Genomic DNA, 11,454 nt, shown 5'->3' with positions numbered 1-11,454 from the left:
CCCCGAAGCCGTCAAGTGGTCCAGACCACAGGTGGTTTTCGGCAGCCCTGTCCGCCATCCGGCCACCTCGCGGACAGCACCCGCCCCGACACCTATGCTGGTCGCGTCGGACAGCGCGGTCCGCACGCGTCACACCCGCCACACCCGTGTGGACCTGTGACGATGAGCCGTTGCCGAACCCCACCACCAGAGGGAGCCAGCCGTGACCGCTCCGGTCCCCACCCCGGCGGACAGCCCCACGCCCGTCGTCGCCGACAATGCCGCCCTGCGTGCGGACATCCGACGCCTCGGCGACCTGCTGGGCGAGACGCTGGTCCGCCAGGAGGGCCCCCAGCTGCTGGGCCTGGTCGAACAGGTCCGCCTGCTGAGCCGCACCGACGGCGAGGCCACCGCCGAACTCCTCTCCGACATCGACCTGGACACCGCCGCCAAGCTGGTCCGGGCGTTCTCCACCTACTTCCACCTCGCCAACGTCACCGAGCAGGTGCACCGCGGCCGCGAGCTCGCCACCCGCCGCGCCCGGGAGGGCTCGCTGCTCGCGCAGACCGCCGACCAGCTCGCCGAGGCCGACCCCAAGCACCTCCAGGACACCCTGGCCCACCTCGCGGTCCGCCCGGTCTTCACCGCGCACCCCACCGAGGCCGCCCGCCGCAGCGTCCTCAACAAGCTGCGCCGGATCGGCGAGCTCCTCGACCGCATCCACCGCGACGAGGTCACCTCCGGCCTGGCCGCCGCCGACCAGGCCCGCACCAGCAGCGCCAAGCGCTCCGCCGACCGCCGCCTGGCCGAGGTCATCGACCTGCTCTGGCAGACCGACGAGCTGCGCATCGCCCGCCCCGAGCCCACCGACGAGGCCCGCAACGCCGTCTACTACCTGGACGAGCTCTACCGCGAGGCCGTCCCCGAGGTCCTGGAGGAGCTGCACGAGGAGCTCGCCCGGGTCGGCCTGGGCCTGCCCGACGGCGTGCGGCCGCTCACCTTCGGCACCTGGATCGGCGGCGACCGCGACGGCAACCCCAACGTCACCCCGCAGGTCACCTGGGACGTCCTCAACCTCCAGCACGAGTACGGCATCAAGGACGCGCTCTCCGCGATCGACGACCTGCGCAACACGCTCTCCACCTCCGAGCGGCTGGCCGGCGCCTCGGTCGAACTGCTCGCCTCGCTCAACACCGATCTGCACCTGCTCCCCGAACTCAGCCCGCGCTACAAGCGGATGAACGCCGAGGAGCCCTACCGCCTCAAGGCCACCTGCATCCGGCTCAAGCTGGAGAACACCCGCGAGCGGCTGGCCGGCGGCACCCCGCACGTCGAGGGCCGCGACTACCTCGGCACCCGCGAGCTGATCGCCGACCTGCGGCTGATCCAGGACTCGCTGCGCGCCCACCGCGGCGAGCTCATCGCCGACGGCCGCCTCGCCCGCGCCATCCGCACCGTCGAGGCCTTCGGCCTGCAGCTCGCCACCATGGACGTGCGCGAGCACGCCGAGGCCCACCACCACGCCCTCGGCCAGCTCTTCGACCGGCTCGGCGAGGAGGCCTGGCGCTACGCCGACATGCCCCGCGAGTACCGGCAGAAGCTGCTCGCCAAGGAACTCCGCTCACGCCGCCCGCTCGCCCCCACCCCGGCCCCGCTGGACGAGGCCGGCACCAAGACCCTCGGCGTGTTCAACACGATCCGCCAGGGCTTCGAGCGCTTCGGCGACGAGATCGTCGAGAGCTACATCATCTCCATGTGCCAGGGTGCCGACGACGTCTTCGCGGCCACCGTGCTGGCCCGCGAGGCCGGTCTGATCGACCTGCACGCCGGCATCGCCAAGATCGGCATCGTGCCGCTGCTGGAGACCACCGACGAACTCCAGCAGGCCGACCGCATCCTCGACGAGATGCTCTCCGACCCGTCCTACCGCCTGCTCGTCTCGCTGCGCGGCGACGTCCAGGAGGTCATGCTCGGCTACTCCGACTCCTCCAAGTTCGGCGGCATCACCACCTCCCAGTGGGAGATCCACCGCGCCCAGCGCCGCCTGCGCGACGTCGCCCACCGCTACGGCATCCGGCTGCGCCTGTTCCACGGCCGCGGCGGCACCGTCGGCCGCGGCGGCGGCCCCTCGCACGAGGCCATCCTGGCCCAGCCCTGGGGCACCCTGGAGGGCGAGATCAAGGTCACCGAGCAGGGCGAGGTCATCTCCGACAAGTACCTGCTCCCCTCGCTGGCCCGGGAGAACCTGGAGCTGACCATCTCCGCCACGCTCTCCGCCTCCGCGCTGCACACCGCCCCGCGCCAGGCCCCCGAGTCGCTGGCCCGCTGGGACGCCGCGATGGACCAGGTCTCCGAGGCCGCCCACACCGCCTACCGCGGCCTGGTCGAGCAGGAGGACCTGCCGAAGTACTTCTTCGCCGCCACCCCGGTCGACCAGCTCGCCTCGCTGCACCTGGGCTCCCGCCCGTCCCGCCGCCCCGACTCCGGCGCCGGCCTGGACGGCCTGCGGGCCATCCCGTGGGTGTTCGGCTGGACCCAGTCCCGGCAGATCGTCCCCGGCTGGTTCGGCGTCGGCTCCGGCCTCGCGGCCGCCCGCGCGGCGGGCCTCGGCGGCGTGCTGGACGAGATGTACGGCGAGTGGCACTTCTTCCGCAACTTCCTGTCCAACGTCGCCATGACGCTGGCCAAGACCGACCTGCGGATCGCCCAGCACTACGTCGAGCAGCTGGTGCCCGGCGAACTGCGCCACGTCTTCGACGAGATCAAGGCCGAGCACGCGCTCACCCTGCGCGAGGTGCTGCGGCTCACCGGCGAGAACGAACTGCTGGAGCACAACCCGGTGTTGAAGCAGACCTTCGCCGTCCGCGACGCCTACCTCGACCCGATCTCCTACCTCCAGGTCGCGCTGCTGCGCCGCCAGCGCGAGGAGCTCTCGGCCGGGCGCCAGGACGACCCGCTGCGCGCCCGCGCGCTGCTGCTGACCGTCAACGGCATCGCCGCCGGCCTGCGCAACACCGGCTGACGGCCGCCCGAGAACGGCCGATGGGCCGGTGTCCCGTCCGGGACACCGGCCCATCGCCGTGAGGCTCCCGCTCCGCACGGAGGGGGTGCTGCTCAGTGCGGAACTCCCGCTCCGCACAGGGGTCCTGATCCGCGCGGGGGTCCTGATCCGCGCAGGGATGCTGATCCGCGCAGGGATGCTGATCCGCGCGGGGGTGCTACTCCGCCACCTCGCCCGCGCGCCTGCGCTTCAGCCACAGCGCCGCGCCGCCGGCCGCCACCACCAGGCCGCCGCCGACCGCCAGCAGCCCGGCGTCGGGGCCCATCGAATCGCCGAGCACCGGGCCGAACTGCGCCGCCGCCGGCTCCGGGGAGACCGCCGGGTCCGACTCGGCCACCGGCTCCGCGTGCGCCAGCGCACCGCCCGACAGCAGGACGCCGGCCACCCCCAGCGCACCGGCCGTACCGACCCGCCGCCCGAGCCGCTTCAGCCCGGCCACCCGGCTCCACCGCGCTCGGCGGACCGGACGCAATCCCCGCATCGAGAACTCCCCAGGACTCGTTCGCGTACCAAGCCGACGCTATCCGATCCCGCGCGGGGTTCTCACACCGAATCAGGTGTGGACGGGCAAGCGTTGTACGACCGTTGCGTACCCGCACACGGTCCTGACGGACGGTCAGCGGCGATCAGGAGTTGTACGTGCCCTGGGCCCGTTCCAGCCCCTCGGACAGCAGCGCCTCCACCGCGTCCGCCGAGCGGTCCACGAACCACTCCAGCTCCTTGCGCTCGGTCGAGGAGAAGTCCTTCAGCACGAAGTCCGCGACCTCCATCCGGCCCGGCGGACGGCCGATCCCGCAGCGCACCCGGTGGTAGTCCGGGCCCAGCGACTTGGTGATCGACTTCAGGCCGTTGTGGCCGTTGTCCCCGCCGCCCAGCTTCAGCCGCAGCTCCGCGTAGTCGATGTCCAGCTCGTCGTGGACCGCGATCAGCGCCGAGGCCGGCACCTTGTAGAAGTCGCGCAGCGCCGTCACCGGCCCGCCGGAGAGGTTCATGAAGGACATCGGCTTGGCCAGCACCACCCGCTTGCCCGCCAGCCGTCCCTCGGCCACCTGCGCCCGGCTCTTGTGCGCCTTGAACCTGGCGCCCATCCGCTGCGCCAGCAGGTCCACCACCATGAAGCCGATGTTGTGCCGGTTCCGGGCGTACTGCTCCCCGGGGTTGCCCAGCCCCGCCACCAGCCAGGGGCCGTCGTAGTCCTCGCTCATGCGCCCACCTCGCTGCGCTCGGCGGCCGCTTCGCGGACCGCGCACCTCTCCATGGCTCGCTCGCTGCGCTCGCTCACGCTTCTCTCCTCGCCTTCGCGCTCGACGTCATCATCCCGGACACACCGCTGCCCCGGTCGCTCCAGCGGGAGCGACCGGGGCAGCGGTCTCAGCAATTGGGCGACAGGAGGCTCAGGCCTCGGTGCCCTCGGCCTCGGCGGCCTCGTCCTCGACCGGGGCGGCCTGGGCGGCGATGACCTGCAGCACGACGGCGTCGGCCTCGACGGCCAGCGAGACGTTGACCGGCAGGACGATGTCCTTGGCGTGGATGGAGGCGCCGGCCTCCAGGCCCTCGACGGAGACGGTGACCGACTCGGGCAGGTGGGTGGCCTCGGCCTCGATCGGCAGGGACTGCAGGACGTGCTCCACCAGGTTGCCGCCCGGGGCCAGCTCGCCCTCGGTGTGGACCGGGATCTCGACGGTGACCTTCTCGCCGCGCTTGACCAGCAGCAGGTCGACGTGCTCGATGGTGCGCTTGATGGCCTCGCGCTGGACGGCCTTCGGCAGCACGTACTCGTCCTTGCCCTCGATCGGCACGACCAGCAGGGCGTTCGGGGTCTTCAGGGCCATCATCAGGTCGTGGCCGGGCAGGTTCAGGTGAACCGGGGCGTGGCCGTGGCCGTAGACGACACCGGGGACGAAGCCGGCGCGGCGGGCACGACGGGCGGCACCCTTGCCGAACTCGGAACGGGTCTCAGCGGCAATACGGATCTCGGACACGACTGCACTCCTCGTGGAAATGGCGCGGGGGTGCAGGCAACGCGAAAAACCGCCGGGACCACACCCTCAGTACGTTCGGGGGTCACTCGGCGGCAACGGCCTGCCGGGCGGACGGGAATCCGGCACCGGCAGCGCGTCGATCACGGATCGGGCACCCGTCGAACGGGCACACGGCATCCCTCGCCGAGCAGTTTCACGAGTCTAACCGCACCTGCGGCCTCCCGCGAAATCGGCGGCGGCCCCGGTCCGTCCGGACCGGGGCCGCCTGCACGGGCCTTCGTCAGTGCACACCCTCGAAGAGGCTGGTCACCGAGCCCTCCTCGAACACCTCGCGGATCGCGGCGGCGATCGACGGGGCGATGGAGAGCGTGGTGATCTTGTCCAGCTGGAGCTCCGCCGGGGTGGGCAGCGTGTTGGTGAACACGAACTCGCTGACCCGCGAGTTCTTCAGCCGGTCCGCGGCCGGGCCGGAGAGGACACCGTGGGTGGCCGCGACCACGACGTCCGCGGCGCCGTTGTCGAACAGCGCGTCGGCGGCGGCGCAGATGGTGCCGGCGGTGTCGATCATGTCGTCGACCAGCACGCAGACCCGGCCCTTGACGTCACCGACGACGTCGGCCGACAGGATGGTGTTGGCCTGGGTGATGTCGCGGCGCTTGTGGATGATCGCCAGCGGGGCGTCCAGCCGGTCGCACCACTGGTCGGCGACCTTCACCCGGCCGGCGTCCGGCGAGACGACGGTCAGCTTGGAGCGGTCGACCTTCCCACCGATGTAGTCGGCCAGCAGCGGCAGCGCGAACAGGTGGTCCACCGGGCCGTCGAAGAAGCCCTGGATCTGCGCGGTGTGCAGGTCCACGGCCATCAGGCGGTCCGCACCGGCCTGGCGCAGCAGGTCGGCGATCAGCCGGGCCGAGATGGGCTCGCGGCCGAGGTGCTTCTTGTCCTGGCGGGCGTAGCCGTAGAACGGCAGGATCGCGGTGATGCTCTTGGCGGAGGCCCGCTTCAGAGCATCGATCATGATCAGCTGTTCCATGATCCACTGGTTGATGGGAGCCGTGTGGCTCTGCATCACGAAGCAGTCCGCGCCGCGCGCGGAGTCCAGGAAGCGGACGTAGATCTCGCCGTTGGCGAAGTCCAGGGCCTTGGTGGGGACCAGCTCGGTCCCGAGCGCCTCGGCCACCTCCTTCGCCAGCTCCGGGTGGGCACGGCCGGAGAAGAGCTTCAGCTTCTTCTCACCCGACGTCGTGATCCCGCTCACTGCACCGTCTCCTCGCGTTGCGAACGCTGAACCCTCGACCCGGTGGCGGGCAGGCAGGGCCCGCTCGTGGCACGGGTAGGGGAATTGTCGGTACGCCTGGACACGGGCGGTAGGCCCAGTGGCGCACGTATGTCCCCAAGGTTACGCGCCCGCGCAGAAACCGTCCGCCTCGGGACCGCCCCCGGGCCCCCGGCCCGCCCGCTCAGGCCTGCTCGGCCCCGTCCGCCGCAGCCTGCGCGGCCTGCGCGGATGCCGTCCCGGGGCGCTTGCGCTCGACCCAGCCGTCGATGTTGCGCTGCGTGGCCCGGCTCACACCGAGCGCCCCGGCCGGGACGTCGCCGGTGATCACCGAACCGGCGGCGGTGTAGGCGCCGTCACCGATGGTGACCGGGGCGATGAACATGTTGTCCGAGCCGGTGCGGCAGTGCGCGCCGATGACCGTGCGGTGCTTGTTCACGCCGTCGTAGTTCACGGTGACCGAGGCCGCGCCGACGTTGGTGCCCTCGCCGATCGTCGCGTCGCCGATGTAGGACAGGTGCGGCACCTTGGCGCCCTCGCCCAGCTCGGAGTTCTTCACCTCGACGTAGGTGCCGACCTTCGCCTTGCGGGCCAGCCTGGCGCCGGGCCGCAGGTAGGCGTACGGACCGGCGGTGGCCAGCTCGCCCACCTCGGCGCGGTCGGCCGTGGTGTTGCTCACCCGGGCGCCGGCGCCGACCAGGGTGTCCTTGAGGGTCGAGTTCGGGCCGACCTCGCAGCCCTCGCCCAGGTGCGTGGCGCCCTGGAGCTGGGTGTTCGGCAGCACCACGGCGTCCGGCTCGTAGCTGACCTGCACGTCGAACCAGGTGGTCGCCGGGTCCACCACGGTGACGCCCTCGCGCATCGCCCGCTCCAGCAGGCGGTCGTTCAGCAGCCGGCGGGCCTGCGCCAGCTGGACCCGGTCGTTGATGCCCAGGATGTCCCGGTGGTCCTCGGCCACCACGGCGCCGACCCGGTGGCCCGCCTTGCGCAGGATCTCCAGGGTGTCGGTCAGGTACTCCTCGCCCTGCGAGTTGTCCGTGGTGAGCTCGCCCAGCGCCGCGGTGAGCAGCTTGGCGTCGAAGGCGAAGACGCCGGAGTTGATCTCGGTGATCGCGCGCTGGGTGGCGCTGGCGTCCCGCTCCTCGACGATCGCGGCGACGGTGCCGTCCTCGTCCCGCAGGATGCGGCCGTAGCCGAAGGGCTCCGGGACGACGGCGGTCAGCACGGTGACCCCGTTCTGCTGGGCGATGTGCGCGTCGGACAGCCGGCGCAGGGTCTCCCCGGTCAGCAGCGGCGAGTCGCCGGCGGTGACGATGACCGTGCCGTCCAGCGCCACACCGTCGGCGGCCAGCGACTCCAGCGCGGTGCGCACCGCGTGCCCGGTGCCGTTCTGCTCCACCTGCACCGCGGTGCGGGTGGCCGGGTAGTGCTCCGCCAGGTGTGCCTCGACCTGCTCGCGCTGGTGGCCGACCACCACGACCAGCTGGCCGGGCGTCAGCTCCCGGGCCGCCGAGACCGCGTGACCCACCAGCGAGCGCCCGCACACCTCGTGCAGCACCTTGGGCAGCTTGTTCGACTTCATCCGGGTCCCGCCACCGGCGGCGAGCACGACAACGGCGGCAAGCGAATTGGCACCCATGCGGGGAGGCTCCTCGGTAAGTTCACAGAGAGGGCAGAGCAGGCCCGGCCCGGACCCAGGCCGGTCGCCATTCGCACAGTCCGCCGAGCAGCACCGACAATACCGGCGCGAGGGAAAACGCCCGAACCCGAGGCGTGCAGAGGCTCCGCCGCTAGGATTCGAACCCAGACAAAGGCCTCCAAAGGGCCCTGTGCTGCCATTACACCACGGCGGACAGTCGTGTCAGACCCTACCGGAGAGGGCCCTGCCGTGGGTATCGACTTGCGTCGATCCGCGGGCCCGATTCCGCCCCCGGCGACCGAACGCGCCGGGCTTCCGGTTCATCCATCCAGTCGGGTGAATTCACTCAAGCGCCGCGCGGCGGAGTGTTCCCCTGGACACGGAGCGCAACCTACGATGCCGTAGGTTACGCCAACGTAGCTCCGCTTCTCTCCCGCTCCGGGACGCCGCAAAGGGACCCCCATGACCATCCAGGCCGGCGAGGCGCGCGCGGGGAACGCCGCGTCCCGCACCCCGCCTTCCGACTCCGATCCCGCCGATCCCACCGGTCCGGCCGAACCGGCCCTGATCACCGAGGCCGGCGGGCCCACCGACGCCGACGCCGCGGCCACCCGGCTGTCCGCCACCCGTGGCGGGGAGAAACAGGGCCTGGCCGAGCAGATCGCGCTCTCCCTGTTCATCCTCGTGCCGTTCACCGCCCTGGTCGCCGCCGTCCCGGTGGCCTGGGGATGGGGACTGGGCTGGACGGACCTCGCGATCACCGTCGCGATGTACTACCTCACCTGCCACGGCATCACCATCGGCTACCACCGCTACTTCACCCACGGCGCCTTCAAGGCCAACCGCCCGATGCGCCTGGCGCTGGCGATCGCCGGGAGCCTCGCGGTCGAGGGCCCGCTGGTGCGCTGGGTGGCCGACCACCGCAAGCACCACCGGTTCAGCGACAAGGACGGCGACCCGCACTCGCCGTGGCGCTACGGGGAGAGCGTCCCGGCGCTGATGAAGGGCCTGTGGTGGGCCCACATGGGCTGGATGTTCGACGAGGAGCAGACCTCGCAGGTCACGTACGCCCCCGACCTGGTGCGCGACCCGGCCATAAGGCGGATCTCCCGGCTGTTCTGGCTCTGGACCACCATCTCGCTGCTGCTGCCCGCGCTGATCGGCGGCCTGGTGAGCCTGTCCTGGGAGGGGGCGCTGTCCGCCTTCTTCTGGGGTTCGCTGGTCCGGGTGGCGCTGCTGCACCACGTCACCTGGTCGATCAACTCGATCTGCCACGCCGTCGGCCGCCGCCCGTTCCGCTCCCGGGACCGCTCCGGCAACGTCTGGTGGCTCGCCGTGCTCTCCTGCGGGGAGTCCTGGCACAACCTGCACCACGCCGACCCGACCGCGGCCCGGCACGGGGTGCTGCGCGGGCAGATCGACTCCTCGGCCCGGCTGATCCGCTGGTTCGAGCTGGCCGGCTGGGTCCGGGACGTCCGCTGGCCGGACGCGCAGCGGATCGCCGCCCGCCGCGCCGCATGAGGCGGCGCTTCCAGCATGATGTAGGGGTGAACGGGAGCAGCGCAGACAGCACAGGCGGTCACCACGGCACGCGGACGGACGCGGCGCCCGCCACGGCGCAGGCCCGTCCGCGGGCCGCTGCACCGGCGGCCGGCACCGGCGACGGGGGTCCGGACCGGGGCGCCGGCGGCGGCTCGACCGCGGCCCCCCGCCGCCGGGGCGGCCGGGTCCGGATGACCGGCAAGCAGCGGCGCGAGCAGCTGCTGGAGATCGGCCGGACGGTCTTCGCCGAACGCGGCTACGACGGCACCTCTGTGGAGGAGATCGCCGAGCGCGCCGGAGTGTCCAAGCCCGTGGTGTACGAGCACTTCGGCGGCAAGGAGGGGCTGTACGCGGTGGTCGTCGACCGCGAGATGCAGCTGCTGCTGGACATGGTGACCGGGGCCCTGACCGGCGGGCACTCGCGCGAGCTGCTGGAGCAGGCGGCCTTCGCGCTGATGGACTACATCGACACCTCGACGGACGGCTTCCGGATCCTGGTCCGGGACTCCCCGGTCGCCCAGTCGACCGGCACCTTCGCCTCGCTGATCAGCGACATCGCCACGCAGGTCGAGGACATCCTGGGCCTGGAGTTCAAGTCCCGCGGCTTCGACGCCCGGCTGGCCCCGATGTACTCGCAGATGCTGGTCGGGATGGTCGCGCTGACCGGGCAGTGGTGGCTGGAGGTCCGCAAGCCGGACAAGGCGACGGTGGCGGCGCACCTGGTGAACCTCGCCTGGCACGGGCTGGAGGGCCTGGAGCGGCACCCGAGGCTGGTCGGCGAGCGCACGGCCTGACCGGCCGGGGCCGGAACGCCCCGGCCCGGCCACGGCCCGTCCGGCTCAGCCCGACCGCCCGGCCCCCACGGCGAAGATCCGCCGGAACGGGAACACCGTCCCGTGCGGCCCGGCCGGATACGCCTCGCGGAGCAGCCGCCCGTACTCGGCGAGGAAGGCCGCCCGGTCGGCCGGGTCGGCGAGCCGGGTGAGGACCGGGCGCAGCGCGGTGCCCTTGACCCATTCCAGGACCGGGTCCGGCCCCGGCAGAAGGGTCAGGTAGGTGGTCTCCCAGACGTCCGGGAGGCAGCCGGCGGCGGCCAGGGCGTCGAGGTAGCGCTCGGGCGGATGGACGCCGGCCCGTACGGCCTCCTCGCCGAGCGCGTCCCGCCAGCGGGCGCTGCGGCGCAGGTCGGCGAGCAGGGTGTGGCTGGGGGCGTCGAAGTTGCCGGGCACCTGGAAGGCGAGCACCCCGCCGGGTTCGAGGGCGTCCGCCCAGCGCGGCAGCAGCGCCAGGTGTCCGTCCACCCACTGGAGGGTGGCGTTGGAGACGATCAGGTCGGGCCCGGCCGGGGCCGGGTCGTAGTCGCGGGCGTCGGCGAGCAGGTACTCGGCGTCGGGCTCGCCCTCGCTGCGGGCGGTGGCCAGCATCGGGGCGGAGTTGTCGACGCCGGTGAGGCGGGCCCGCGGCCAGCGCTCGCGCAGCACGGCGGTGGAGTTGCCGGGGCCGCATCCGATGTCCAGGATCACCTCGGCACCGGGGTGCGGGAGGGCGGGGACGCGGGCGAGCAGGTCGCGCAGCGGGCGGGTGCGTTCGTCGGCGAAGCGCAGGTACTGCGCCGGGTCCCAGACGGGGGTGGTCACGGTTCACCTCGCAGGTATCTCGACATCAAGATATCTCGCGGTAGCCTCACTGGCACATTTCTCGATGTCAAGAGACTTCACATCGACACATCCACCGATACACTGATCGTCATGGAGGACGAGGTCGACAGGCTGGTCGCAGCGTGGCGCCGGGAGCGCCCCGACCTCGACGTGGAGCCGCTGGAGGTGCTCAGCCGGGTCAGCCGGCTCGCCCGGCACCTGGACCGCGCCCGCCGCACCGCCTTCGCCGAGTTCGATCTCGCTGTTGGCGGGGCCTCCGCCGGTGGCCTCCCAGCCGGACCAGCCGCTGTTGGGTGCGGTCTGGTAGCGGTGGAAGA

9 protein-coding genes, 1 tRNA gene and 1 pseudogene are annotated in these 11,454 nt (G+C 72.2%); 4 read left to right on the top strand and 7 right to left on the bottom strand.

Features of this window, described 5'->3' with window-relative positions; all coding sequences use genetic code 11:
• Positions 1 to 202 precede the first annotated feature (202 nt).
• Positions 203 to 3,001 carry a phosphoenolpyruvate carboxylase gene (gene ppc, locus ACIQOV_RS09370; protein WP_380358697.1) on the top strand — a complete coding sequence of 933 codons (2,799 nt, stop codon included), beginning with the start codon at positions 203 to 205 and terminating at the stop codon, positions 2,999 to 3,001.
• A 196-nt stretch (positions 3,002 to 3,197) separates the two neighbouring features.
• Here the strand turns inward: ppc and ACIQOV_RS09365 are convergent, their stop codons facing one another.
• The 6 genes from ACIQOV_RS09365 to ACIQOV_RS09340 form a co-directional block, all read right to left on the bottom strand.
• Complete coding sequence (locus ACIQOV_RS09365) at positions 3,198 to 3,479, bottom strand: hypothetical protein (protein WP_401046708.1); 282 nt, start codon at positions 3,477 to 3,479, stop codon at positions 3,198 to 3,200.
• 187 nt (positions 3,480 to 3,666) lie between these two features.
• Positions 3,667 to 4,245 carry an aminoacyl-tRNA hydrolase gene (pth, locus tag ACIQOV_RS09360; protein ID WP_401046705.1) on the bottom strand — a complete coding sequence of 193 codons (579 nt, stop codon included), beginning with the start codon at positions 4,243 to 4,245 and terminating at the stop codon, positions 3,667 to 3,669.
• A gap of 189 nt (positions 4,246 to 4,434) precedes the next feature.
• The gene (locus ACIQOV_RS09355) at positions 4,435 to 5,022 is read right to left on the bottom strand and encodes a 50S ribosomal protein L25/general stress protein Ctc (protein ID WP_401046703.1); all 588 of its coding nucleotides are present in this window, start codon (positions 5,020 to 5,022) and stop codon (positions 4,435 to 4,437) included.
• A 280-nt stretch (positions 5,023 to 5,302) separates the two neighbouring features.
• Positions 5,303 to 6,280: a ribose-phosphate diphosphokinase gene (locus ACIQOV_RS09350; protein WP_359899724.1), complete on the bottom strand. Its 978-nt coding sequence runs from the start codon at positions 6,278 to 6,280 to the stop codon at positions 5,303 to 5,305.
• Between the two features lie 202 nt (positions 6,281 to 6,482).
• Positions 6,483 to 7,937 (bottom strand): bifunctional UDP-N-acetylglucosamine diphosphorylase/glucosamine-1-phosphate N-acetyltransferase GlmU, encoded by a 1,455-nt coding sequence (gene glmU / locus ACIQOV_RS09345; protein ID WP_401046700.1) that lies wholly within the window; start codon positions 7,935 to 7,937, stop codon positions 6,483 to 6,485.
• Between the two features lie 143 nt (positions 7,938 to 8,080).
• Positions 8,081 to 8,151 (bottom strand) — tRNA-Gln (locus ACIQOV_RS09340).
• A 248-nt stretch (positions 8,152 to 8,399) separates the two neighbouring features.
• Here ACIQOV_RS09340 and ACIQOV_RS09335 point away from each other — a divergent pair.
• A complete protein-coding gene (locus ACIQOV_RS09335) occupies positions 8,400 to 9,458 on the top strand; it encodes an acyl-CoA desaturase (protein WP_401046697.1) in 1,059 nt (352 codons plus the stop codon).
• Between the two features lie 212 nt (positions 9,459 to 9,670).
• A complete protein-coding gene (locus ACIQOV_RS09330; protein ID WP_359899730.1) occupies positions 9,671 to 10,273 on the top strand; it encodes a TetR/AcrR family transcriptional regulator in 603 nt (200 codons plus the stop codon).
• A gap of 45 nt (positions 10,274 to 10,318) precedes the next feature.
• On the opposite strand, the gene ACIQOV_RS09325 is transcribed toward ACIQOV_RS09330, so the two are convergent.
• A complete protein-coding gene (locus ACIQOV_RS09325; protein WP_401046694.1) occupies positions 10,319 to 11,116 on the bottom strand; it encodes a methyltransferase domain-containing protein in 798 nt (265 codons plus the stop codon).
• 111 nt (positions 11,117 to 11,227) lie between these two features.
• Here ACIQOV_RS09325 and ACIQOV_RS09320 point away from each other — a divergent pair.
• Positions 11,228 to 11,454, top strand: a pseudogene (locus tag ACIQOV_RS09320) (hypothetical protein); the annotation flags it as partial.

Source organism: Kitasatospora sp. NPDC091257 (assembly GCF_044757675.1).
Lineage (GTDB): Bacteria > Actinomycetota > Actinomycetes > Streptomycetales > Streptomycetaceae > Kitasatospora > Kitasatospora lactacystinica.
Note: the sequence above shows the minus strand (reverse complement) of the source record. Positions and strands in the feature narration are given on the sequence as shown.